The organism is Sphingobacterium sp. UBA5996 (assembly GCF_002429765.1).
Classification (GTDB): domain Bacteria; phylum Bacteroidota; class Bacteroidia; order Sphingobacteriales; family Sphingobacteriaceae; genus Sphingobacterium.
In genome coordinates this window covers 42,318-68,334 of sequence record NZ_DJAS01000010.1, presented here as the reverse complement: position 1 = coordinate 68,334, position 26,017 = coordinate 42,318, and the positions used below count along the sequence as shown (strand labels likewise).

The following is a 26,017-nucleotide window of genomic DNA, read 5'->3' as shown; positions in this document are numbered from 1 at the left end:
ATTACTAAAGAGTACAATTTATGAATAAAATTCTAGCAACCATTCTTCTGTCCTGCGCCCTATACTTGCCAACGACAAACTTTGCGCAAAACAAAGCTACTGTTCCGCAACTCATTCCTTTTCCTCAACAATTAGCATCCAATCCCGGTCTTTTTCAGCTAAAGGGACAAGAATTGGGTTACTACATCGATCCAGCGCTATCTTCTCCATCTTTATCTGGATGGATCGACCATGCGCTGTTCGGGAAATTGAATAAAAAAAGCGTTAAGCGAGCTGGTGCTTCGCTGCAATTGATCAAAGGTCAAGGGCTCTCAGATGAGGCCTATGAATTGAAAACAGATCAAAAAGGCATTCAGATCGTTGCTGCTTCGGAGAAGGGGGCATTTTATGGTTTACAGACAGTTCAGCAATTATATTTACTTTCGGGCACAACAGCTAAAGTGGCTCTTCCGTATATTACAATCAAAGACCAGCCTGCTTTTCAATGGCGTGGGGTCGAACTCGATGTTGCACGCCATTTTTTTCCAAAAGAGTATCTCTATAAATTTATCGATCTCATTGCAAGCTACAAGTTCAACAAATTCCACCTCCACTTGACGGACGATCAGGGTTGGCGGATAGAAATTAAGAAGTACCCTAAACTTACCGAATATGGTGCCTGGAGAACGTATAACAACCAAGATTCCGCCTGCTTTGTAAAGGCCAAAGAAAATCCAGACTTTAATTTGCCCAAAGAATTGATACGCACAACAAACGGAAAAGAAGAGTATGGGGGATTTTATACCCAACAGGATATCAGAGACATTGTTGCTTATGCGCAGCGCCGACAAATAGAAATCATTCCCGAAATAGATATGCCAGGGCATATGATGGTAGCTACAAAAGCTTATCCCGAACTGCTGTTGGACAGTCAAACCGCCGGCTGGGGAAAACAATTCTCCGTACCGATCAGTCCGTGGAAAGAAAGCAGTTATACTTTTGTTGAAAATGTGCTCAGTGAAATCATTGAACTATTCCCCTCCCACTATATTCATATCGGTGCCGATGAAGTAGAAAAAGATTCTTGGGCAAAATCGGCTGCTGCTAAAGCTTTTATGGAAGAAAAGCAAATTGCCAATTTACATGATCTCCAGAGCTATTTCGTCAAACGGGTAAACAATTTTATCCGTTCAAAAAATAAACAGAGCATCGGCTGGGATGAGATATTGGACGGCAGCTCAGACACTAGCATGATGGTTATGTACTGGCGTGGCTGGGAAAAAAATGCACCAAAGGAGGCTGTGAACCGCGGTCATAGGGTCGTTATGACTCCCACCAATCCGCTATATTTTGATTATCTTCCGAATAGCAGCAGCCTTGATGCTGTGTATAACATGAACGTGATACCTTCAGATATATCTAGTTCAAAAGCTCATTTGATCCAAGGTGCTCAGGCCAATATATGGACAGAAATGATTCCAACCACTGCGCGATTAGAGTTTATGATTCTCCCGCGTTTAAGTGCGCTATCTGAACGCGTATGGACCAACAAACCGTTATACGATAGTTATAGAAATCGAGTAATTTCCCACTTTGGACTCTGGGACAAAATGGGTTTGCGCTATCGCATGCCCGACCTCGAAGGTTTTGCCGAAACACAGGTGATTGTTGATGGACAATCTATATTAAAGGTCGCGAATGAACTTCCTCAAAATCCAATACACTATACTACCGACGGTAGTCTTCCAACCCAGCAAAGCCCCGTACTGAAAGATTCGCTCGCTGTAAAAAAAGAAGGTCCTATTCGATTTGCAACAATCTCGTCTTCAGGTGCAAAAAGTGAGCTCTATCAAATTAGTTTTAAGTATGATACCTGGAAAAAAAGTGTGAGAGTGGATGAATCAACATTGGCACCAGGCCTTAAAGCAACTTTCTTTAATGGAACTTTTGCTAATACATCTGCCATTGCCGGTCCCGAAGTACGCCACGAAGTGATCAGCAATGTATCACTAAGCGATACCATCAAAATGCCTTCTTTTGGTGCTAAAATAAGAGGATATTTCTATGTCAAAGAAAAAGGAGTCTATAATTTCTATTTCACTTGTGATGATGGTGGTGTCCTTCGGATACACGATCAGCCTGTCGTCGATAATGATGGACAGCATGCGCCAATTATGAAAAGTGGACAGATTGCGTTAGAACCTGGCTACCATCCAATTGCTATAGATTTCATCGAAGCAGGTGGAGGATTCACCCTAAAACTTCAATATAGCGTCAAAGATTCACCGGTGATCGATATTCCAAAAGCATCTTTTTTCCATAAGAAAGATTAGTAAGATCAATAGACAATTTATAGTAGCATATCCCCAGTGAAGTTGATAGCACTGGGGATATTTTATATTGTATCAATCTCGCTTTGTATAAAAATTAAATACTTTCGTATAATATAGATTGCAGTAAATAGTCAAGAACATAGATTTGTATCAATATCTCCACAGGTGATTGGAGATTGCAGTGATTTTGAACGCATATAAATTAGTAATGATGAAAGCTAGGCAAGTGTTGATTTTTAAAAGTTCAGTAAAGACAGAAGATAAGAAAAATTTTTTAATGCAATTAGTCAAAACTCATCTTCCACAAGTACAAGATGCTACTGTCGATCTCGATGATGAGGACGCTATTTTCCGCTTCGAAACAGAAGAATGTTCTGTTGAATATCTGACAGATTTCCTACAGCGTTACAATATTCAAGTTCATTTCCTAGATCGCTTTGTAGTTGCTTAGGGCGACTGTTCAATCAGAGGAGTCCCCCGGTATATTGTTTAAAGAATGACTCTCGATAGATCTCACCAATCGGGATTTCAAACTTATCGATGTAAATAGTGTGACTATCAAAAGAATCAATAAACGATAAATTAATCAGATAGGATTTACTGGTACGCGCAAACAGCCTCACAGGAAGTTTCTGGTGAATTGTCTTCAAGTTCATTGCAGTAATCAGTTTATTGTTCTGAGTATAGATGACCACATAATCTTTGAGCGCTTCTATAAAGCGAATATCGGTAAATGCAATTTTATAGTATTTCCTATCCGATTTAATAAAAAGTGCGTCCTTACTGTACTTCTCAACCGTATTTTGGTTTTCTTTTAGCTCCAATAGTTTTTTATAAGCTATTGATTTGTTGATCGCTTTGGCCAGACGGTCTTTGCTAATGGGTTTCAGCAGATAATCTATTGCATCCAATTCGTAACTTTTCAGGGCATAATGCGCATAGGCAGTCGTAAGGATCACTAATTTGTCGTCTGGAAGAGATTGTGCAAAATCAAGCCCATTGACCGTGGGCATCTCGATATCCAAAAAAAGCAAGTCAACCGGATTCGTTTTGATACATTCCAATGCAGATATCGCATTGGAAAATGTACCAACAATCTGAAGGGTAGAAATCTCTTCGATTAAATTCTTCATTTCTTCCCTAGCCAGGGGTTCATCGTCTACAATGATGCAATTCATAATGGAATAGTAAGTTTAACCTGATACAACACCTCGGTTGTTAAAATCGAGAGCTCATAATCATTTCTATACAGAAGGTCTAGCCTTCTTTTGGCATTAGCCAGTCCTAATCCGCTAAATTTGCTGCTAACATACCGGCTATTGGGATCTTTCGAATTTTCACATTCAAAACAAAGTTGCTGATCCCGCTCAGAAAAATGGATTGTGATAAAAGTAGAGCCATCACCTGCGCTGAGGCTATGTTTAATTGCGTTTTCAACAAAGGCCGTAAAAAGATGTGGCGGTAGAAATACACCTTTTTTTTCTAATTCAACAGGACAGGATATACGCGTTTTTAAGTTATCGCGGCGTATTTCCTCTAATTTCAGAAAATTGCTAATAAAGTTGATTTCAGACTTCAAAAGCGTCTTATCATCGTTATTTTCATACAGCTGATATCTTAAAAAATCTGACAACTTCATGATCACTTCAGTAGCCATAATAGGATCTTTTCGAATTAAAGCTTTAACATTGTTAAGCATGTTGAATAAAAAATGTGGCTGAATCTGATTTTTCAAGGAAATAAGCTCCGTGGTCAAAGCCAGATTTTTCAATTCAGAAATACGCTTATTATCTTCCAACCAGCGTTTAAAGAGCTTAAAAGTCGTGGTGGTCAGAATGATAGGCATACAGATAAATAAAGCTGCAATTAGCCCCATAGAGTCCGACTCAGCCTTTTTTATCACCGGAATATGAATGGAATAGATGTAATTAGCAATATACATAACAACCAGCACGCTGGCCGTCACGAGCAATATTAATGCGAGTACATATAACTCATATTTGGCCTTAAAGAAAAACTTTGGTATCAATACGTACATATTAGCATAAAACATGCAGACAAATACAAACCATAGGACAATAGAAAAATAAAACCGATAACTGCTCTGAAAATGGGAACGTAAATTTGCATTAGCAAAGAGCAAGAGTAACCCGATCAGAAAAAATATATGTCGCAATGGCCTGAATTTATTTTCTGTAAAAAACCTTAAAACAATACTATTATTAAAGTCTTGCATGGATTAGAATAGATTTAACTTAAATAACAAAAATAAAGTTTTTCTAGGCAAGAATCAGATCTCTTATACGAAGACCTGTTTTTTTTATACCAAAATTAGTAGATGATGTATAGCTTCGCTTTCCGTAGTTCTTCTAAATTGGGCTTTTGTATAAAAACAACACCTGTTGGTCTAAAAAAAAAATACCACCTACAAATTTCAGCTATTCTTACAATAATTTTAATGAAACATCTATGCAAAAAATACTTTTAGTGTTTATATTACTGTTTTGGTCATACACTTTAATCGCACAAACTAAGGATAGCGTGCAGCAAAAAGTGATGGCAGTGATTACCGACAAATTTCCCATAACACGCGTCCTCAATTTGACCTTTGAATCCAATGCAGGATATAGCTATTCATCAAAACTCCACGGTAGGGATTTATCCGAAACGAAAGTAGAATCGATGTACCAAGCAGGAGGTAGTATCAACATTAACTTTTTAAAGAGCCGAACATGGAATCTGGGGACCAATATTGGCTATCAGTTCACTTCTGTAAACTCCAGTCGTCCAGACCTTGTTGCGCATTCCATCACACATTTAGCCAGCCACTATCATTATCAATACGAATCACTTAATCTGACCCGTTATTCACGTTTATGGGGTAAAGTAGCCTTTTACACAGCAACGGTCGCTACAAATGGGAGTGAAAAAGCAATCGAACGCGTGAATGGGATGCTCTCTGCCACTGTAGTACTAAAAGCTACGCAGGAGATTCAAATGGCCGTAGGTATTATCGGGATTATAGACCCGGCAGCAATTCTTCCGATTTTACCAACCTTCGCCTACAAACAGCAATTTGGCAAAGGGATGATACTTGATGTGATCTTACCAAAAGGAATATATCTCCGAAAAGGGGTATTGTGGAATGGCCGAGTTTCGATCGGTTCAGATTTGAATAGTACAATCTTTTACCTTTATAACTTTCCAAGTTCTGAAAAAGTATATACTTTCAATCAGATGGAGATCAATTCGGGCCTGACTTATGAGCATAACCTCGGGCGATCATTTATTGCCACCTTTAAATCAGGAATAAAAGCCATACCTCGCGCACGTATATTTGAGAAAAACAAACCCCAACGCGATTATATATGGGAAGCAAGCCCCGAACCTTCATTTTATATGAATGCGGGGCTTTCCTTCAATCCCTTTGCTAAGAAAAGGAAATAATATCTTTTTTTCGGGTTATCCAGCCCATATATATTGAGGATTGAAAGAATCGAACAGGAGGTTCAAATCCAGCTTCTTCACAGAGTTCTGCTAAGCGCTCTTCAGAAACATGCAACAATTCATGTTCGATTCGTTGCAATCTTTGAGCGACCTGTGTTTCATCTATACCCTTAGGCAGAAGAAGTCTCAACAGCCCCAAGTTTTGCTGAATTTGCTCCTTATTGCCTGTTATATCTAATAATACCAATGGTGCTTGAGACATCATTCTTTTACAAATATCTTGCAACATACCCAATTTTTCGCCATCGTCTTTTAAAAAGTGTAATACAAGCAAAAGCGTCGCGGCGCCATATTGTTTTCCTTCATCCAAATCACTTACTAGACCTTCCACAAGGTTAACATTCTCATCTGCTTCAAATTTCTCCCTCGCTTGACCAATCATCTCGGGTGAGGGATCGACCCCTGTTATTTTCCAAGATTCTGATGTGTCGACAAAGCGTTCGATTTCATTTCCTGTACCACATCCGACCACTAATAAATCTTTGTGCTCTATTTCGGACAGGATCTTAGGCAACTGATCTAAAAAATAATGGTAATTGGGGATCCAGGTTTCAACAAATTCATCATAGCCACTTGCACGTTCATTTTCAAACAGTTCTACTGTATTCATAATCATAAGAATAATCGTTTTACTTACATAAGTAGAGATATACCCTATCTTATTCCAATATACAAGCAAAGATAGTTATTTAAAATAATTCTAAATAACTTTATTCATAGTCGTCCAACTGTGGTAGATAAAGCATCCAATTGCTTTAGTTTTGAATTGCTTTAGGCTATTTGACCGTCACAGCAAAAGCGTATTCATCTGGAGGAAGACATTGTGAAGCATCACAAGCTTGCCATTCCACAGTGCCTTTTACTGTCGCCGCTCCTTTAGTAAGAGAAACTTTTTGTTGAAAGATTACCTCATTGGTGAAATACCCTACATCCATTTTGAAAACCTCTTCGTGTTTGATCTTGGGTTTTGGTTCGGCCGTATTACCGACTAGCGCATAATCAGTAGCTTTACTGAAATTAAAGGAAGTTGGTATCGGGCCACCATCTTTCACATGTTGGGAATATATGTGCCAACCATTTTGAATAGTCGCCTTAACGTAAATAATTGCTTCCTTGTTATTGAGTTTTTTACTAGCAACAGTCCATTTAACAGGTTTATGAATCTGAGCAAAAGCACCTGTAATGGAAAACATAACCAAGGTTGCTAAAATTAAAATCTTTTTCATCTTTTTATAAATTTTCAGTTTATTATTTTATTGGCATTAGATATAAACAGTATCCTTACTAAAAGAACCTGCACCTGAATACACACGTCAATATTCGTTATAAACAGAATAAAACACAACCATCTTATATTTAAACCATAAATTTTACAAAAAATAACGCCATAAGCCATATTATTTTCATTTTAAATCATGGAATTTTATCAAATTCAATAATAAGTTCAAAAACAGCTATTGCATTAAACAATAACTTAGGCTGGATCATACGCCTTGCCGATCAATAAACTCTATGCCTTACATTGTATGGCAAATGGATCTTAACCCACATAACACAATTTAATACCGCTTCACCATATCAAAATGCAACCGGGAGAATTCGTAAATGGAAAAAAATACAAAAAAATAACCAGCAATTGGATTCGGTTAATGAATAAAAAAGATTAAATATAGTAAACCATCGTTCGATAAATATTGTTATTCAATAAACAGATATATATTTATTACTATGGGAAATTTATTATATACAATTGCAGTTATTTTGGTGCTCATATGGGCCATCAGCTTTTTTGGCGGCTTTGTGGGCGGGGGACTAATCCATATACTATTGGTAATCGCTATCATTGCGGTTCTCCTTCGTGTTATTAAAGGAAATGCATAACTGGTCGGGCCGTTGCTCCTGTCATAAAAAAGGCTCCCCAATTTTCAATACTGAGAAGCCTTTTTTATACATTTAATATGAAGCACACTATATATTAAGATCTCCCTCTTTACCTATATCTTCTGTCTCGCCTGTTACTCTCGACTTAAGCATTTTAAACAAGTTGACAATCATATTAGAGTTTGAATCCCAATAATGAGCATCTTGGGGAATAACTTTTAACAATTTAATATTTGGATCTTCTTTCCCTTTTTCAAACCAGCCTTCCATCATCTTGTTCCAATAACGATCTATCCTTTCTTGATCCCGCGAAAGACTCGCCTCTCCATTTATACTGAGAAAGGTATAATTTCCAGGATCTGCGTAAAACAAAGAAACTCTTGAATCTTGTGAAAGATTTGTAAAGGTTTCACTTTCTGCCGAACAGATATACCAAATGTTACCTTCTTCATCAACTTCTTGTCTACTCATCGGAACACCATGGGGATAGTCCGAATCTTTTGGAAAAGAGCACACTGTACCTACGTCAATCTTATCAACGATTTCTTTTAGCTTTTCTAAAGCGTCTTTATCACTTAAATTATTCTCTGCCATAACTATTTTTAATAAAGAACAACGTCCCCTCATAAATCGTTTTCTATTTAGCCAAATTCAGGCAGTATACTTTATACTTTAATAAAAGGGGACTATACTTTTTAAAATTAAAACACGTAATTCTACGCGCGTTATTTGCTAACAATATTAGTATTTTTACCAATGTAAAAATGATGTATTGAATATGTTTGGATTTGATGATAAACTACAGATACTAGCGGATGCTGCTAAATATGATGTGAGCTGCAGCTCAAGTGGAAGTAAGCGAAAAAATAATGGTGGTATCGGTGATTCTTCAGCAAGTGGCATCTGCCATACGTATACCGAAGACGGGCGCTGTGTTTCCCTTCTAAAAATCTTAATGACTAACTTTTGCATTTACGATTGCTCCTTTTGTGTGAGTCGGCGTAGCAATGATGTACAGCGAGCAGCATTTTCGGTCAAGGAAGTTGTCGAATTGACGATGAATTTCTACCGTCGAAATTATATTGAGGGGCTTTTTTTAAGCTCTGGTATTTTTAAATCTGCAGATTATACTATGGAACGCTTAATGTTAGTGGTTAAGAAACTTCGAACTGAGGAGCGGTTTAATGGTTATATTCATCTGAAGGCTATTCCTGGAGCAAGTGAATCTTTGTTAAAGGAAGCAGGTCTTTATGTTGACCGTATGAGTGTAAATCTCGAAATACCTACTGAAGCAGGACTAAAACTTGTCGCTCCAGAGAAAGATCATCAATCTGTTCGCGAACCGCTGACAATAATTAAAAATGAAATCCAAAATGTTCAGCAGGACAGAAAAACCAATAAGAAAATACCTTTATTTGTACCAGCAGGACAAAGTACTCAAATGGTTATTGGAGCAACACCAGAAAGTGATTTCCAAATTATGGAGGCTGCAAACACATTCTATAAAGATTATAACCTCAAAAGGGTGTATTATTCGGGTTACATTCCTATAAATGCAACAGACTCCAACCTTCCTCAAATTGGAACAGCACCGCCGCTGGTTCGTGAAAATAGACTTTATCAAACAGATTGGTTACTTCGATTTTATGGCTTTTCGCTTCATGAAATACTTAATAGTAAACATCAGGACCTCGATCTAGAAATAGATCCTAAACTTGCTTGGGCACTTCGCAATCCACAATTCTTCCCTATTGACATTAACACCGCTACCTTTAATTGGATCATACGAATTCCGGGGATAGGAAGACAATCCGCTAAAAAAATAATACAGGCACGCAAATATGGAAAATTAAAAGAACAGCAAGTGCAAAAAATTGGAATAGCTTATAATCGAGCGAAATATTTTATGCTATGTCAGGATACATTGATCACTGCGGGCTTTCACTATCCGGAAAAGATCAGAAAATCCATAATGAAACATAATTCCCAATCGCAAATAAAAGGTTCGAATAGCCAATTAACTTTATTTTAATGGATTATATTTTTGACGGAAGTTATTCCGGCTATCTGAGTTGCGTATTTGAAGCGTTTGAAAGGAAAGAGTTTGACAGCATTCCTAAAACAGGAAAAGCGACGGAAGTTACTCTTTTTTCGGAAAAACGACTCATTTCAACAGATAATAAAAAAGCCCAACGCATTCTAGCGGGCATGAAAAAAATAATTGGAAACCAAGGCACGATTTTTTTTTTACCATAATTTTTTGTCCGATAATCAGATTGAATGGCTCAATGGATTTCGGCTGATTGTCGAATTATTTCGCACAAAACAATTGGATATACATAATTATGGTTATCCTCCTATACTTCGTTTGCATCAATCGATTAAAAAGATCAATAGGGAACGGCACCGTATGAAAGCATTTATACGATTTGTCAAATCTAATGACCATCTGTATACAGCGGTTGTTGAGCCCGATTTCAATGTGATTCCGCTTGTTGTGCAATTCTTTAAAAATCGATTTGCAGACCAGTGTTGGTTAATTTATGATTTAAGGCGAAATTATGGCTTTCATTATGATGGAAATACTATTGTCGAAGTATCGCCAAATGAAAGTGATGAAATTCGAGATCCATATCAGCTAGAAGTGGATCTCGATCCTCAAGAAAAGGCTTATCAGCATCTTTGGAAAACCTACTTTAAGAGTACAACCATTGAATCACGTAAAAATCTGAAACTTCATTTAAGGCATGTTCCGAAACGTTACTGGAAATATCTAGTAGAAAAAATATAGCTTTCTAAGCATGTAAAGATCAAATATTCATTATCATCTTGATCCGCCAAATAATTTGCTTACCAACCAAATTACAAGAGCAACAACCACTACAACCAATAGAATACCAGACCATACGCCGGCTTTAAATATACCTTCAATCGCTGCACAACTTGATACGAGCACCAATAAACTCGACATCAGTGCAAATGGAATTATCTTTTTCATAAATACCTGTTTTAATTATTAATCTGAAATAAAGACAATATTGGCCTGAAAATGTTTTACCGCAAACATGTTCAGGTTATTATTACGCCAAACGCGTATCGAACTTATAATTTCATCGCATTTAATACCCACATTACACGTATTTTTTTGTTAAAAAGTGAAAACTCTACGCAATTTACCACTTAAAAATACGGGTAGCTCGTAGTTAGCGTATTTTGGGTATAGCATTTGATTCTAATTAACCAAATACAAATTAGTTAAGAAACAATAATTGAATAAAGATATGGACACTATCAACCAAAAAGCACAAAAAATGGGATTAGAAAAAGGCTATTATCTACTATTGATGGCTATTTTAGATTTACCTGCTGAAGAAGAGAAAAAATCCAGAAAGAAAAAATAAGTTTGGATCTCCGGCACATTAGTTATGGACTGATAAGAGATTTAAGTAAAAGCCTTTTCCTGCTATATGAAAAAGGCTTTTTGTATTTTTTAAAAACAAATTATTGCTCCATTATTCGGCATAGAGATGATGCATCGCACTATTGTTCGGTTCTTGACAATAGACATATAGAATTTTAAAATTCGATTAAAAGTCTAAAAACGCGCCCAGGATCTCTTAGCCATGATTCTAAAGCTAACTGTGCATCTTCTACACGATATACTCCTGTTATAAGCTGTTCTATTGGGCACTTTTTCATTTTTAAATAATGCATTACCGCTGCAAAATCTTTCACTGTGGCATTGCGTGAGCCTCTGATATCCAACTCTTTTTTGACAAAAAACTGTGTATCAAAAGGGATAGCTTCTTTTGCATAACCTATATACATAACCCGGCCTGTATACGCCGCGGCATCAATCGCCGCTAAGTAGGTTTCCTTGCGTCCTACGGCTTCGATAACAACGTCAGCCCCCATGGAGTGCGTCAGTGTATCCAAGCTAGCCGCCAAGTCTTCCTCAGCGCTATTGATGGTGAATGTCGCTCCGAGAATTTTTGCCAACTCAAGTTTTTCTTTGCTCACGTCAACTGCTATAACGGTGGCACCCCGTAAAGCAGACCGAACAATCGCTCCAACTCCGATCATACCACATCCCAACACCAATACGATATCGCTGTCGGTGACATCGGCCCGATCAACGGCGTGGAAACCTACACTCATAGGCTCCACCAAGGCCAATTCTTTGGACGATAGTTGTCCACCCACAATGACCTTTTGTATTGGTACGACAAGGTATTCTGTCATGGCACCGTCGCGCTGTACCCCCATCGTTTCATTGTAGCGGCAAGCATTAGGTCGATTATTTTTACATGCAGTACAAATACCACAGTTTGAATAAGGATTTACGGTAACTCTTGTACCAATCTTAATATCAGGTCCAACATCAGTCCCCAATCCAACTACTGTTGCTCCAATTTCATGTCCAGGTATAACCGGTAGCTGAACTAATGGATTCAAGCCCCGAAATGTATTCAGATCAGAGCCGCAGAAACCAACATAATCTATTTTTAAAAGGACATGTCCATCCTTAACGGTAGGCTGAGGAATATCCGTGATTTCCACACGTCCCTCTTTTACTATTTTTATAGCTTTCATTTATAAATGGCATCAAGATTTAAATAGCACTTGCGATTGTTATTGATCACAACAAAGCTCAAGCTCAAACTTAAGAGATTTACTGGCTTGAGATCTTTGATATTATGGTATAGCCAAAAATAATTATATAGAACGGATAAAGAAACTCCATTAACGATAAAAAATAACACGATATCGATGCAAGCGCAATGATCCACTACCATACTGCTAGCAACGAAAATAAAAAATTAGCAAACTAAATATCAAATACTTACATCCTGTTTTAGAAAGAGAAATATGTAAAAAAACGCTATATACAGATAAATCAACTATAACATTATCGATATTTACACTTTAAAAACGCTATTCTTTTTAAGAAAACGACTAATATTGTATCTAACTATTTCTTCTTCGCGTAATGATAAATAACGAAAATAATAAACTTGATTTTACACTATTGAACATTGGCTATGCGGAACATCAGGCGAATTGGAATTTCAAAGATATTCAGAGCCCTTTTGCGCGGATACACTATGTGTGTGAAGGAGAAGCATCAATAATTTTAACGGACGAAACCATCAAACTTCGGCCCGGCTATCTCTATCTCACACCTGCGTATATCCAACATAGCTACGCTTGTTCCGCTAAACTATCACTCTACTATATCCATATCTATGAAAATCCAGAGCTAAGATCGAGTATTTTCGACCGCTACTCCTTCCCGAAGGAAATCAAATCAGATCAGCTGTTAGCAACAGTCATTCAACACCTCTACGATTTAAATCCCGGTCGTGAGTTAAAAATGTATGATCCGAAAGGTTATGATAATTCAACAGAATTAATGAAAAACATGGCGCTGCAAACGGCGTCACCTATCGCCAGAGCAGCCGAAAACCAAGCTATCATTCATTTATTAATGAGCCGATTTCTAGCCGAAGCAACGAACAAAATACCACAGGTGGAAAAACGACTCTTGCGTGTACTAGATTACATAGACGAAAATATCCATCATCCGATCGCTATAGAACAACTTGCCAATCTGATTTTTATATCCAAAGATCACCTTATCCGACTGTTCAAAAAACACATGAATGCCACACCTGTACATTACATCAATCAAAAGAAAATAGAAAAAGCACAATTGATGATGTTAATCGATGAAGATAATATCCAACAATTGTGCTTTAAATTAGGTTTTGAAAATATCTCTTACTTTAATCGACTATTTAAAAAATTCACAGGTGAAACACCAATGAGTTACAAACGCCGAATAAGTAGATAAATCGTGCTTCACATCATCTACGACGACAATCCATCGATTGGTATAATGTGACCTTTCTCATCATATGTTAACTCAATAACTTTCATGCTTCTCAACCAGGTCTTTCCTCCTGAGGGAACTGAATCATGATAAAATAAATACCATTTACCTTTGTATTCCAAGATACTATGATGAGTGGTCCAACCGACAACCGGTGATAGAATTACACCCTGATAGGTAAATGGACCATATGGATTGTCTCCAGTGGCATAACAGATTAAATGACTATCTCCTGTAGAATAGGAAAAATAGTATCTCCCTTGATATTTGTGCATCCAAGAAGCTTCAAAAAATCGCTTTTCCGTGTCCCCATGTTTCAATGGCGTGCCATTTTTATCCAAAATGACAAGATCCTTTGGCTCTTCCGAAAATTCCAGCATATCAGCAGACAGCTTGACAACTTTTGGAGACAAAGCATCTTCGTGATCTTGAGGCAATTCATTGGGTGATATAATCTTATTATTTCGATAAAATTGGAGCTGCCCCCCCCAGATACCGCCAAAATACAGATAATAGTCTCCAGTAGTATCTTTAAATGCACAAGGGTCAATACTATAACTACCCTTAATTGGATGCTCCTGCGGAATAAATGGCCCATAGGGCTGACTTGCAACAGCAACACCTAGTCTGAAAACATCATTTTTATCCTTCATGGAAAAATACATATAGTACTTTTCGTTTTTCTCCGTCACATCTGAATCCCAAAGCTGACGACCAGCCCAAGGAATGTCTTTTACATCTAACACCTTACCATGATCAACCACATCCCCCTGAATATCCTCAAGAGAAAATACGTGGTAATCTCGCATATCAAAATGGTCTCCATTGTCATTTTCCGGTATTCCACTTTCTCGATCATGAGAGGGATAAATGTAAATTTTATCTTCAAAAACATGTGCTGATGGATCAGCCATATAATCTTTGGGATATAAATACTTGCTCTTATTCATGCTTACTATTTCTTTTTTTTTTGAGTTAATGAAGTAATATCTTTTAAAAAGGGCTTAGGCTGATAATTCCGGTCAAATAATAATGGATAGTCTGTACGTCCCGGAATAGGCCAACCGTTCTTCCATGAGTCTCCGTCACCAACACCCCACAACGTCACACGTGATATTTTATCCTTATGTTTGAGGTATAACTTAAAAAACGATACGTATCGTCTTCCCAACTCATCCATTTTCTTAGCAGGTAGCCCTTTTTCGTATGGATTCATCTCCTTGCTATAAGCATATTGCTCCCCAATTTCGGCGCCCATATTAGGACGAACATGTGGCAAAACCGAAATATCCATTTCCGTAACCATTACTTTCGCATCAAGTCCCGCAAATCCAAGTATAGTTTTTTCGACCTCATCAATAGGTGGATTATCCAGTGCATTGTGCTCTTGCATACCAATTCCGCTGACGCGACCACCCGCTGCTTTTACTTGACGAATCATTTCGATAATGCCCTTTCTTTTTTCTGGAACGGCGGTTGAATAATCGTTATAATACAACTCCGCATTTGGATCTGCCTCATGTGCAAATTTAAATGCCAATTCAATAAACTGAGGACCAATAATTTCGTAAAATTTGCTTTTGCGCCATTCTCCATTATCCAATATGGCCTCATTCACCACATCCCAGCCGTATACCCGTCCTTTATAGCGGGACACCACGGTATGAATATGCTTCTGCATGCGTGCTATAAGTACATCCCTGGACACCTCTTTTCCATTTTTATCAACAAAAAACCAATCTGGTGTCTGGGAATGCCAGATGAGCGTATGCCCAATAATCTGCATCTTATTTTTTTCGCCAAACAATACGAAACGATCCGCATCTTTAAAATCGAACACGCCTTCCTGCGGCTGCAGGAACATACTTTTCATACAATTTTCCGCTACAATAGAATTGAAATGTTTTTTGACGACAGCTACTGCGGCGGCATCCCGCTCCCAGATCTGATCAAGGTTTAAAGCCGTTCCGATAAAAAACTTACCTTCAAATGCCTCCTTTAAGGTCAATGAATCAGGTGCCAGCTTCAGTTTTTGCAAAGTAGCTGAAGCAGATAGATTTGATAGTAAGGCTGCTACAGCCACAACAATAGTTTTTAACATCTTCATGATTTAGTTTTTAATTAATAAGTATGTCTAGACTCTATGTCCTGATTGATTGCATCAATGGTACTATCGTCCAGTTCGTATTTGGAAATAACATACATGGCCACGACTAAAAGTATTGCTGGAATAATGGCTACCAACCATAGAATTCCCATTTCAGCACGTGCTGACTGGGCTGTTGCATTATCTTTATCAAAGTTAACATATGCTAGCACCAGCCCCGGCACGACACCTCCAAGGGCCATCCCAGCTTTGTAAAAAATACCGGTAAGCGCATTGACAATACCTGAAATACGCTTCCCGGTTTTATATTCGCCATAGGAAATGACTTCAGGAACGAGTGCCCACATATATCCCGTTGCAACAATTACTCCGGTCGACTTGATAAACTGAGCAGCCAGTACCAAAACAATATTTCCCTTGAGGCTTTCGTTTGATGAAATAACGTATAGCATCACCATTCCAAGGATTGCAATAGTCAGGAAGACATAGAACATCTGCTTTTTACCAATTGCCCGCTTGATGGCTGGCACTAAAGGCATAAAAATAAAAGCAGGCAAAGATCCTAATGCCATAAAATAAGGTAGCATATCCGGAGCATGTACATTATATATCATGTAGTATGATCCTGCCGAGTTACCGATTGCCATCATAGCAAATGCAGTAATGAAAAAAAATGCCAAAATACGCAAAGGACGATTATGCTTAAATTCTCGCCACAGGTCGGAAACCTGCACATTATCTGTATCTTTCTCATCCATGATGACACGTTCTTTTGTTTGTGAGAAGCAAAAGATTAAAAGAACTAACCCAACTAAAGCATAGATCAGCATCGTTGTAAACCAGGCTTCGGCAGAATCTTTCGAGTTTATCTTTCCATCTGGAGAGAAATACTTTACGATGAGTGGTACCCCATATCCAACAGCCAGACCACCCACGTTCGCCATAAACATACGCGTAGACGTTAGTTTTGTAACCTCATCCGTATCTCTGGTCAAGGAGGCATTTAAAGCGCCATACGGAACATTCACCAACGTGTACAACATCGATAAACCAACATAGGTGATATAAGCATAGGTTAAAGATCCCGAAAAGCCATTCCAAAAACACAAAATTGCAAATCCTGTCAGCGGAATTCCTCCCAGCACCAAATAAGACCTATACTTTCCCATGCGGGGATTTCTTTTATCAACAAATGCGCCTACGATGGGGTCCCATAGTACATCGACAATTCGAACAATGAGAAACATCACTCCTGCAGAAGCTGCAGAGATCCCATAAACATTGGTATAAAAAATCAGTAGATACATCGAAACAGTCTGGTAAATGAGATTCTGTGCGAGATCGCCAGCACCAAACCCTACGCGCTGCTTCGTTGAAAGCTTGTAAAAACCTCTGAAAGGCTTCACTTCTGTCATATTTTGGTCCATATAATTGGTTATTCGATTAGTTATATTACAATGGTAAAACTACAAGTAGCTTTTTTCCATTACCCATTACAAATGTTTTATATTCCAATAAAAATGTTTAAAAAGCCCACTTAACAAAGAATAAATCGATAAAAATCTTCATCGTAGCACTGAGCCGTTCCAGTAAAAATTACTTCTTTAAAAATAAATCTAACTGTCGGTATGCGGACAGCAGAAATGATATCGTCAAAGATATTACGTAGCCTGAAAAATATAGGCTGCCCAAACTTTTTTTGGACAGCCCATTTCTACCTGCTATTAAACTGCTTAGTTTTTACCGTTTAATTCTTAGGATATTTTACCACATAGCTTTTTGTTTGCCCTCTATAAAGGCAATCAACTTGAGCGTAACCCGTCGGCGAAGTAGCTTGATTCACTTTAATCTTAACTTCAGGATTATCGGCAGTCGCTTTTACCAAAGGAATGTTTTTACTTTTTGCTTCCATCGGAAAGGAAACTTCATAAACATGATAACCAATAATACCATTCTCATCCGTAGATCGTACAGGAATGGATGGTAAAGCTAGTTTGGTCCCATTTACTGTAATGGTGACCGAAGGTGGTATTGGACGTTCAATTTTTTTGTCTTTCGAACTAAATCCTAAGCCTATAAAATCGAAAAGCGGCTTTCCTTCCTCACCCTCAGCAACTAAAAATAAGGCGTGTTTACCGTCCAATTGATCTACAAATTTGGAAACGTCGACCGTAAATTGCTTGACTTCAGCCGCAGAATTCGCCGGAACAGAAATTTGCGCAATTCGCTTACCTTTCCAGGTTTCGTTATCCCAAGGGCCATCTAACCATACGTTGACCTTAAAGGCAGCTTTTGTTTTTGGCGTAATAAACACATTGAAAGCCGTTTGATTTCCAATTTTAGTCCCCTCAAAAGCTTTCAATCCAAACTTATCTTGATCCAAACCTCCAAATCCGAAATATTTAAAACCTGCAATATTTCCGTTTTTCATATTTGTCACCGGCATATGATTATCCCATACATCCCATGAATCCTGTTGCAAACTGATATCAGACAGGTAGCAAGCATATCCAGCCGAATAATACTGATAGGGATTTAATCCATAAAAATGAAATCCTTCCGATGTCACTTCTGCACCTTTATACTCTTTCCCTTGTTTATCTTTAATAGTCAAATTCTCTTGAAAGGGGTCAAACGCTCTTAGGGACACCATTCCGCCATCTTTAACACTTTTCTCATCCCAAGATACTTTGATAGGTTCAACCACCGCCTGACGTGCAAAGCCAAATCCACGCGGTGGTCTATGGTAAAATACATACCATTGTCCATTGATCAGTTCGATACTACCATGTGTGTTATGACCTGCATTGCTGGTTTCAATAGCAGATCCGTCCTTGTTTAAGACTGGAGCACGTGAATCGACTAAAACGCCGCCGCTCTTCCATGGTCCTAGTGGCGAGTCTGCTACCGCATAGCGCAAAGTGGAATTTGAACTTCCTACGCCATATTCCGGGCCGGAGTAACCACTATATACCGAAACGTACTTGTTTCCCACTTTACGAATGGATGATGCTTCAAAAAAATTAAAGGTTCCCAAATCCTCACCTTCAAAAATATTAGGATAGGAAGTTCCTTTTGGATCGCGTAATTGGCCATATCGCGCACTTGCTGGCAATAAATAATTGATCACCTCCGTACCAGGCCTCAACGAATACATTGTTTTCTGATCCAGTTGTGCAGCCATAGAACGTTGGAATCCCCAAAAACCATATGCCCGGAATCCAATGTCAAAATCAGGATCTTGAGGGTCCGTAACGTATTCGATATAAATGGCAGGATCAAATCCTAAGATACTTCCAGGCAAAGTACGCTTGCCATCTTCAGTCAGATTGACAGGTTTAAAGGGACCATTAGGCCTGTCACCTTTAACAACCATCGCTTCACGGCCCTCACCTCTGCTATGAGGAAACAAGTAGTAATCCTTTTTTCCATCTTTTCGCTTAACCTCTACAAGATCTGGCGCATACATCACATCCCATTTACCATCGATCGCGTACGTAAAGATAGCGCCCTCGTCCCGCCAGCTGCTCAAATTCTCAATAGGAGCTGACCACATTCTAATGTCAGGCCCACAATAGCTGCTAAAACGTAAATCATGGGAACCAATGATGTAAGCACGATATTTCCCAGGCTGGTCAGGATCTTCGAAAACACGGGGTTCGCCATCCGGGAGATGCTCCCATAGCGGTAGATAAGGATTTCCTATAGACTGGTGCACAAACCCCTTACTAGGATCGTTGAGGTGGTTTTGCTGCTGCCCAAGTGCTGTTGCTGCTGATAAAATTCCTGTAACGGATAATAAAAATGCCATTGTCCGTTTTTTTAAGACAATATTTAGTCCCTTCATAAATTGAGTAAATTAATTTTTCTTAAATTGTTGAGTTATCTTGTATGCTGTTGCATTTTTTCCCTTGGCTCAAACTACTTTGCTTCATGTTAGTATGTTACTTTCCAAATTTCCAGCAATCGAAAAACAGGATATTTGACGGTGCCTTACCTTTAAAAACAAAATATAGATCGTGTAGTCCCGATACTTTATCGGACAGTGCTGTCTCAACTGTAGTCCATCTGTCATCTCCCCCCGTCATGGGCACCTGTATCGTACCTAACAACGCTCCATCAACCGCTCCCAAACGTACCTCCATATGGATACCTCCATTATGCGTCGTTCCTACCCGTGCAAAAAAATTACGTGCTCCCTCCTCACCAAAGTCAACATTCTTCACGCAGGTGAAAGCCCCATCTTTTTTTGCCTTTATAAAAACGCCCACCTTTTTATTTTGGTAGGATTTAACGTGCTCGGACCAAGCAATCGTTTCAGCCTGATGAAGTTCATAGGGATTCACTTTGCCGGTCGCTTGAGTAATTCCATTTGTCATTTTCGTTGGATCGATACTGCCGTCTGGATTAAAGTTCAGTTCTTGAACAGCGACAGACCGCGTAAAGCCTCCCCCTCCAGGTAAGGCACCATTATGGTAAAAGAAATAGGTTTTTCCTTTAAAATCGACAACGCCAGGATGATTTGTGAAGGCTTTTCCTTCCGCAGGCATGATTATACCACCGTACTTCCAAGGTCCCTCGGCTTTTTGGCTTGTCGAATAACCAATAAATTCTGGCAAAGGACCTCCCGGCCAAAAAAGATAATATAAACTATTTCTTTTATATAACCATGGCCCTTCCTCATAGCCCGTAGGCCGCTTCGGGTCGCCCTCCCTCTTTCCAAACGATGCCGCAGTCATCGGAACCTCAACAATATCACCTTTATAGGAGATCATATCTTCATTCAGCTTAACATATTTCAGCTGGGGGTTACCCCAATACATATGAGCTTGGCCGTCGTCATCAATAAACACAGTAGGATCGATATCTCCCCATTCGCTTTGCAGTAATGGTTTCCCCAAAGGATCATAAAATGGTCCCAATGGGCTATCTCCTACAGCAACGCCGATCGCACCTCGATTGTTCACTTTGGAAATGACAGGTACATAAAGATAAAATTTACCATTCTTTTCAACACATTGCGCCGCCCAGGCATCACCTTTTGCCCATTCAAAATCTGTATAAGAAAGAATCGCACCATGATCGGTCCAATTCACCATATCATCGGTTGAATACACACGCCAATTGTTCATGTTAAACCAGGTGGATTCTTCTTCATCCTGTGTAGTATAAAGATAAAGTCTGTTGTTATACACCAAAGGGGCCGGATCCGCAGTATAAGCAGTCTGCACAATGGGGTTTTGTGCCCTTAATGTACCCACCTTAACCAAAAATAGAAGCAAAAATCCGAATAGGGATTGTATAAAAAATCGTTTCATCATATTATCTTAATTTGCGGTCAAATGGAAATAATCAACATCTACATAACCACCGCCGGCTTTGGTTGCATAATTGAAAAGTCCGAATCGATAGCCCATAAAATGAGGAATGGTATAACTCATTTTTAAATCATTACCTATCCTGCTCCAATTGCGCCCATCTGTACTATAAAAAAATTGAGCGAGATCTCTTTTGTTTGTAAAGTCACAGCTTGCTTTAAGATATATACGCTGCTGTTTGAGGCCGATCTTGGCCAACTCTTGTGGTACGCCTGTCGTCGCATTGATCATCACCAATGATTTCGTATTTCCTTCCATACGCACACCAACTAAACCATAATTTTTTTGCAATAGCGATAGGCCCGCAAAATCACCATCTTTCATGTTAGAAACCTCGATAGCAATAGCTGCACTGCAAGTCGGCCCGATGGTACGCTGGGTGAGGGTGTTTTTGGCCGAAAGAAAATCATCGGTGCGATCGCCTGTATGCATTCTCAAAAAGCCCGTTCGCGCTGTTACAGACCATAGATTATTGTCTGGATTATGGTTCCACTGCCACACCAGTGGAAGAGCCGCATCTCCAGGTTTCCGGTCAAAATCATCGGAGTTAACGATTCCGGGAATTAAACTTTTATTTGCAGGAAGATTTAAGGTAGACGGCACTTTTCCGCCGATACCGAGCACTGGCCATCCATCTTCCCATATGACAGGGACCAAAAATGGAATACGTCCTACAGCACCATAATCCTGAAAAAGATACGCATACCATTTTCCGTCGGGCATATCAATCAGCCCCCCTTGGGCCACACCTTGATCCTGCAAAACCACTTTCCCTTCATACGGACCTTCCAGTTGACTTGCCCGATGGACAATCACCGTGCGCATTCCTCCAGCTGGCCATGAAATATTAAAAAGGTAATAAAAGCCATTGATCTTAAACATTTGGGACCCCTCAGCCGGCAACCCCACTTTACCTTCTTTAGGCTTAGCAGGTAAAGAAGCATCATCTAATAACACGCGTTCTGTCCCAGCTTTAATACCTGAAAAGTCGGGCGACAATTCGGCAATATGGATCTGTCCGCTACCCCAGATCATATAAATTTTTCCTTGGTCAAAGAATAAACTATGATCGTGCATCATCGGTCTAAACTCGGTAGAAACCCAAGGTCCCCCTTCAATATCTGCCGTGCGATAGACATGTGTTTTACCTGTATTGGAAGAAAATGTACTTACATAGTACTGTCCATCATGAAAGCGTAAACTGCTTGCCCAGGAACCGTGCCCATAGGCATTCTTCTGATTCGACAAATTGAGCTCATCCTGATCTCCAAGACGATCATACACATAATTAACCAAGGTCCAATTGACTAGATCTTTGGATTTCATTATCGGAACCCCGGGGTTCATGTGCATGGTGGTGCTACTCATGTAATAGGTATCACCAACGCGTATCATGGACATATCGGGTACATCGGCAAAGATGATTGGATTACGGGCTTGCTGCGCTAATGAATCCAAAAACAGGATCATAAAGCAGAAGACAAAAGCACTAATTTTCATTCTTAACATAGTAAAATGATTAAATGGCCACATTAATTCAGTCAGCCGTTAAAGTGTAGTATTTTCCTGGCATGGTCAGCACATCGTATTCGTAATAGTGAGGTAATTTAATTCCTTTCAGATGTGATTCTGCTGACTGGATAGGTTTTGGTATTCGCATTGGAGCGAGAAGCGCATTGCGCTGATGACCTTTTGCGATCTGAATTCCACGCCCTTCCAACGCCGAAGCTGCACGAAGCCGCAAATTGCCCCCTAAGGTAGAAAATACCCTCACTTCCTTTATCTTTCCTTCTTTCCACTGCATTTCAATTTCAAATCCGCCACGCGCCTTTATGCCTTTTACCCATCCCTCGCCCCACCGATCGGGAATTGCTGGCAGGAGATGCACAGCACCATCGTGACTTTGGACCAGCATTTCTGCCACACCTGCTGTTAGCCCAAAATTACCATCTATCTGAAATGGAGGATGTGCTGTAAAAAGATTAGGATAGGTACGTCCCTCTGGATGCTTTTCATCAGAAAGGGTTAGCATATTTTTTATAATTTCGTACGCATGGTTTCCATCCAAAAGGCGGGCCCATAAGTTTATTTTCCAGCCAATCGACCATCCTGTTGCGAAATCCCCGCGATAAATCAATGAATTACGGGCTGCTTCAAACAATTCAGGTGTGCCAAAAGGTGAAATTTGGCTCCCTGGAAATAATCCATATAGGTGTGATATATGCCGATGTTGATTTTGCGGATCATCCACATCTTCCATCCATTCTTGTAACTGGTTATATCGACCGATATGCATCGGTGGAATACGGCGAGCCGTAGTTAGCAATGTATCCCTGTAGCTAGAATCGATACCCAAAACTTCTGCAGCCAAAGCGGTACGAGTGAGCATGTCATAACAGAGCTGGTTATCCATCGTCACTCCGGCAGCGAGTGGACCTTGTTCGGGCGAAATTGAAGGACTCAAAACAAGCCACTGCTGATCTGGATATCCACGATGTACTACAAGTGTAGACAAAAGAAAATCACAAGCGCCCTTCATAGCGGGGTAATATTGCTTTAAAAAAAAACGATCTCCCGTAAAAAGGTAATGCTCCCATACATGTTGCGACAACCACAGCCCCCCACTGGGCCACATTCCAGCTGCCGCAAAATCAATAGGACTCGTCACACGCCAAATATCTGTATTATGATGAGCTACCCAACCGGATGCATTATACAATGTTTTTGCCGTTTCTTTTCCACTTTCACTGAGTTCTTTAATCATGGAAAATAATGGCTGAAGGGTTCCTGACAGGTTAGTTACATTCGCAGGCCAATAGTTCATTTCCGTATTGATATTGATCGTATATTTACTGTCCCAAGCGGGCTGCATGGAGCGGTTCCAGATGCCTTGTAGGTTAGCAGGTTGGCCACCTGGCTGCGAAGAACAGATAAGCAAATATCGGCCGAATTGAGCCAATAGGGTAACTAGCGCTGGATCCTGCGTATGGGCGAAATTTGCAATTCGTGTTGAAATAGGCTGTTGCTGTTCATTGTTGACGCTGCCCAAATGCAATTGAAAACGGTTGAACTGCTTATTGTAAGCGGTTTTATGCTGCTGAAAAGCAAGCTCATAATCCTTACGCATTGCTTTTTGCAACCTTTCCGTGGCCTCCTTGGAGGGATCCGATCCCAACTGTTTATAATTTTTGAAATTACTCGCAATTGAAATATAAAGACGAATGGAAGTGGCATCCTTTATATTAATCGATTCGTCATCCACAACTAGCTCTCCATCCGTAAGGTTTACTCCGGTATGAATCTGATAAACAACCTCCCCTTTAACACCTTCATGATCAGTACCTCGCCCTTCTAAAACAAGTTGATCACCGCTCTTAAAAATAGTATGCTTCGACTCATTCTCATACGCCAAGGTGCAGTTGAGCTTCCCTTTCTTGCTCGATCGGATCTGCATTACGATCACATCATCAGCAAAGGAAGTGAAAACCTCCCTAGTAAATGTTACCCCATCTACTGCATAATGAGAACGCGCTACAGCGTGCTCGATATCCAATTCACGATGATAGTCCTGATAGTTATCATGCCCCGGAAATCGCAGCAGAATATTGCCGGCAGTTTGATAAGGCATACCATGGGTCTTTGTAAAGAAAGTTTCATTTGCAAGCTTTTCAGCTTCAGCTGATTTCCCATCAAATATATAATCCTGAATAGTTTTTAATGCCCCACTGCCTTTCGGGTTATCGTTCCGATAAGGGCCACCCGCCCAAATAGTTTCCTCATTGAGCTGCAGGCGTTCACACGATGGAATTCCATAAAACATCGTACCCAACCGACCATTTCCTAACGGTAAGGCTTGCTCCCATATCTTTTCGTCTGCCGGCCGATCATACCATAGGGTTAAAGCCGACTGCTTTTGCGCAAACAAAAGTGTAGTATGCAATGTTACGATTCCAATGAATGTGATGATATGTTTCCAAATAAGGTTTTCAATCATTTCTCTTAATCCTAATTTTTACCGTTTCGGACCTAAACCTCAGTCTTATCCACGTTAACCCCAGACAGGCAAAATGCGTACTAGTTTATTCCTACTTAAAAGGGGATTTATTTTTTATTTTTAAATAGCAATTGCGAAACATTATAAAGGTCATTTTTCCACACATTGAAATCATGTCCTCCAGGCTCCAGATAATAAATATGAGGCACCCCATTTTGCGAAAGGTATTCGTGCGTACGTTTACTAATATGAAGCAAGCCATCCTGATCACCACAGGATATCCACAGTAGTTTTAGTTTGTCTTTAGCTTCTTGTGGATTAGGGAGTAAATCTTGTGGCATCTTCGTATTGGGTGCAGAAGAAAAGCCTCCTACCCAAGCGAACGTGTCCATATGAGCCAGTCCAAAATTCAGCGACTGGCCGCCCCCCATCGATAATCCAAAAATCGCTCGGTGTTCGCGATCTTTGATAACGGGAAACTGATGTTCAACATAGGGAATAAGGTCATTGAGAAGATCTTGTTCAAAAGTCGAAAACGCTGCAACCCGATCAGGTGCCATCACATTACCACCAGCTCGATCATCCTGCATAGCGCGGCCATTCGGCATAATCACCAGCATGGGTTCCATTTTTCCCTCGGCATATAGATTATCGAAAATAACCTGCGGGGTTCCATGTCTGAACCATTCCCTTTCATCCCCACCTATTCCATGCAGCAAGTACATTACAGGATATTTTTTTGCAGCATTATATCCAGGCGGCGTATAGATTAAGGCTTTTCTCATTACTCCAACAGTTTTTGAAGGATAAACTATGGAATCTATTTTTCCAGTTGAGCCCAATGCTCGCTCAAGATCAAATCCTTGTGGAGCAGCCTGCTGCGCTTGAGCGATTAAGCTGACGGAGAAAACACACAATAGTGTGCAAATTATCTTTTTCATATTA

At 39.6% G+C, this 26,017-nt stretch carries 24 protein-coding genes; 9 read left to right on the top strand and 15 right to left on the bottom strand.

Annotated elements, in window-relative coordinates; genetic code table 11:
- The first annotated feature begins 20 nt into the window (after positions 1-20).
- Positions 21-2,312 carry a family 20 glycosylhydrolase gene (locus B3E00_RS06930; RefSeq protein ID WP_293937824.1) on the top strand — a complete coding sequence of 764 codons (2,292 nt, stop codon included), beginning with the start codon at positions 21-23 and terminating at the stop codon, positions 2,310-2,312.
- Positions 2,313-2,589: 277 nt separating this feature from the next.
- The gene (locus B3E00_RS06925; protein WP_293937822.1) at positions 2,590-2,763 is read left to right on the top strand and encodes a hypothetical protein; all 174 of its coding nucleotides are present in this window, start codon (positions 2,590-2,592) and stop codon (positions 2,761-2,763) included.
- 13 nt (positions 2,764-2,776) lie between these two features.
- Here B3E00_RS06925 and B3E00_RS06920 read toward each other — a convergent pair whose 3' ends face one another.
- The gene (locus tag B3E00_RS06920; RefSeq protein ID WP_293884995.1) at positions 2,777-3,490 is read right to left on the bottom strand and encodes a LytR/AlgR family response regulator transcription factor; all 714 of its coding nucleotides are present in this window, start codon (positions 3,488-3,490) and stop codon (positions 2,777-2,779) included.
- A complete protein-coding gene (locus B3E00_RS06915) occupies positions 3,487-4,350 on the bottom strand; it encodes a sensor histidine kinase (protein WP_293884994.1) in 864 nt (287 codons plus the stop codon). Before B3E00_RS06915 ends, B3E00_RS06920 begins: the two co-directional genes overlap by 4 nt.
- A 431-nt stretch (positions 4,351-4,781) precedes the next feature.
- Here B3E00_RS06915 and B3E00_RS06910 point away from each other — a divergent pair, with 431 nt between their 5' ends.
- Positions 4,782-5,759 carry a hypothetical protein gene (locus B3E00_RS06910; RefSeq protein WP_293884993.1) on the top strand — a complete coding sequence of 326 codons (978 nt, stop codon included), beginning with the start codon at positions 4,782-4,784 and terminating at the stop codon, positions 5,757-5,759.
- Here B3E00_RS06910 and B3E00_RS06905 read toward each other — a convergent pair.
- Together B3E00_RS06905 and B3E00_RS06900 are read right to left on the bottom strand one after the other, a co-directional pair.
- Complete coding sequence (locus tag B3E00_RS06905; protein WP_293884992.1) at positions 5,743-6,429, bottom strand: class I SAM-dependent methyltransferase; 687 nt, start codon at positions 6,427-6,429, stop codon at positions 5,743-5,745. The genes B3E00_RS06910 and B3E00_RS06905 overlap by 17 nt on opposite strands.
- 166 nt (positions 6,430-6,595) lie before the next feature.
- Positions 6,596-7,045, bottom strand: a complete 450-nt coding sequence (locus B3E00_RS06900; protein ID WP_293937820.1) for a protein-disulfide reductase DsbD domain-containing protein — start codon at positions 7,043-7,045, stop codon at positions 6,596-6,598.
- 296 nt (positions 7,046-7,341) lie between these two features.
- Here B3E00_RS06900 and B3E00_RS22225 point away from each other — a divergent pair, with 296 nt between their 5' ends.
- Both B3E00_RS22225 and B3E00_RS06895 read left to right on the top strand, forming a co-directional pair.
- On the top strand, positions 7,342-7,476 hold the full coding sequence (locus B3E00_RS22225; RefSeq protein WP_414712418.1) for a ClbS/DfsB family four-helix bundle protein: 135 nt from the start codon (positions 7,342-7,344) through the stop codon (positions 7,474-7,476).
- A gap of 71 nt (positions 7,477-7,547) precedes the next feature.
- The gene (locus tag B3E00_RS06895) at positions 7,548-7,700 is read left to right on the top strand and encodes a lmo0937 family membrane protein (protein WP_112376008.1); all 153 of its coding nucleotides are present in this window, start codon (positions 7,548-7,550) and stop codon (positions 7,698-7,700) included.
- A gap of 87 nt (positions 7,701-7,787) precedes the next feature.
- Here B3E00_RS06895 and B3E00_RS06890 read toward each other — a convergent pair whose 3' ends face one another.
- Positions 7,788-8,294: a pyridoxamine 5'-phosphate oxidase family protein gene (locus B3E00_RS06890; protein WP_293937818.1), complete on the bottom strand. Its 507-nt coding sequence runs from the start codon at positions 8,292-8,294 to the stop codon at positions 7,788-7,790.
- Positions 8,295-8,478: 184 nt separating this feature from the next.
- On the opposite strand from B3E00_RS06890, the gene B3E00_RS06885 reads away from it, so the two are divergent.
- The 3 genes from B3E00_RS06885 to B3E00_RS06875 are packed head-to-tail and all read left to right on the top strand — an operon-like array spanning position 8,479 to position 10,491.
- Positions 8,479-9,732 (top strand): putative DNA modification/repair radical SAM protein, encoded by a 1,254-nt coding sequence (locus B3E00_RS06885; protein WP_293937815.1) that lies wholly within the window; start codon positions 8,479-8,481, stop codon positions 9,730-9,732.
- A complete protein-coding gene (locus B3E00_RS06880; RefSeq protein WP_293937813.1) occupies positions 9,732-9,956 on the top strand; it encodes a hypothetical protein in 225 nt (74 codons plus the stop codon). The genes B3E00_RS06885 and B3E00_RS06880 overlap by 1 nt, the downstream gene beginning before the upstream one ends.
- A gap of 4 nt (positions 9,957-9,960) precedes the next feature.
- Complete coding sequence (locus B3E00_RS06875; protein WP_293937812.1) at positions 9,961-10,491, top strand: TIGR03915 family putative DNA repair protein; 531 nt, start codon at positions 9,961-9,963, stop codon at positions 10,489-10,491.
- 33 nt (positions 10,492-10,524) lie between these two features.
- On the opposite strand, the gene B3E00_RS06870 is transcribed toward B3E00_RS06875, so the two are convergent.
- Together B3E00_RS06870 and B3E00_RS06865 are read right to left on the bottom strand one after the other, a co-directional pair.
- On the bottom strand, positions 10,525-10,698 hold the full coding sequence (locus B3E00_RS06870) for a hypothetical protein (protein WP_209574955.1): 174 nt from the start codon (positions 10,696-10,698) through the stop codon (positions 10,525-10,527).
- A gap of 578 nt (positions 10,699-11,276) precedes the next feature.
- A complete protein-coding gene (locus tag B3E00_RS06865; RefSeq protein WP_209574957.1) occupies positions 11,277-12,293 on the bottom strand; it encodes a zinc-binding alcohol dehydrogenase family protein in 1,017 nt (338 codons plus the stop codon).
- Between the two features lie 397 nt (positions 12,294-12,690).
- Here B3E00_RS06865 and B3E00_RS06860 point away from each other — a divergent pair, with 397 nt between their 5' ends.
- Positions 12,691-13,554, top strand: coding sequence for an AraC family transcriptional regulator (locus B3E00_RS06860; protein ID WP_209574959.1), 864 nt, complete (start codon positions 12,691-12,693; stop codon positions 13,552-13,554).
- A gap of 17 nt (positions 13,555-13,571) precedes the next feature.
- Here B3E00_RS06860 and B3E00_RS06855 read toward each other — a convergent pair whose 3' ends face one another.
- The 8 genes from B3E00_RS06855 to B3E00_RS06820 form a co-directional block, all read right to left on the bottom strand.
- Positions 13,572-14,543 carry a glycoside hydrolase family 43 protein gene (locus tag B3E00_RS06855; RefSeq protein WP_209574961.1) on the bottom strand — a complete coding sequence of 324 codons (972 nt, stop codon included), beginning with the start codon at positions 14,541-14,543 and terminating at the stop codon, positions 13,572-13,574.
- Between the two features lie 5 nt (positions 14,544-14,548).
- A complete protein-coding gene (locus tag B3E00_RS06850) occupies positions 14,549-15,700 on the bottom strand; it encodes an endo-1,4-beta-xylanase (RefSeq protein WP_293884986.1) in 1,152 nt (383 codons plus the stop codon).
- A 14-nt stretch (positions 15,701-15,714) separates the two neighbouring features.
- Positions 15,715-17,115: an MFS transporter gene (locus tag B3E00_RS06845; protein WP_209574963.1), complete on the bottom strand. Its 1,401-nt coding sequence runs from the start codon at positions 17,113-17,115 to the stop codon at positions 15,715-15,717.
- 332 nt (positions 17,116-17,447) lie between these two features.
- Entirely contained in the window at positions 17,448-19,511 is a 2,064-nt protein-coding gene (locus B3E00_RS06840) for a hypothetical protein (RefSeq protein ID WP_209574965.1), read from the bottom strand.
- Positions 19,512-19,644: 133 nt separating this feature from the next.
- Positions 19,645-21,021: a glycoside hydrolase family 43 protein gene (locus B3E00_RS06835; RefSeq protein WP_293937809.1), complete on the bottom strand. Its 1,377-nt coding sequence runs from the start codon at positions 21,019-21,021 to the stop codon at positions 19,645-19,647.
- Between the two features lie 6 nt (positions 21,022-21,027).
- Positions 21,028-22,587: a glycoside hydrolase 43 family protein gene (locus B3E00_RS06830; protein ID WP_293937807.1), complete on the bottom strand. Its 1,560-nt coding sequence runs from the start codon at positions 22,585-22,587 to the stop codon at positions 21,028-21,030.
- A 28-nt stretch (positions 22,588-22,615) separates the two neighbouring features.
- Positions 22,616-25,072, bottom strand: a complete 2,457-nt coding sequence (locus B3E00_RS06825; RefSeq protein ID WP_293937805.1) for a glycoside hydrolase family 95 protein — start codon at positions 25,070-25,072, stop codon at positions 22,616-22,618.
- Positions 25,073-25,179: 107 nt separating this feature from the next.
- Positions 25,180-26,013 carry an alpha/beta hydrolase gene (locus B3E00_RS06820; protein ID WP_293937803.1) on the bottom strand — a complete coding sequence of 278 codons (834 nt, stop codon included), beginning with the start codon at positions 26,011-26,013 and terminating at the stop codon, positions 25,180-25,182.
- Positions 26,014-26,017: the final 4 nt, after the last annotated feature.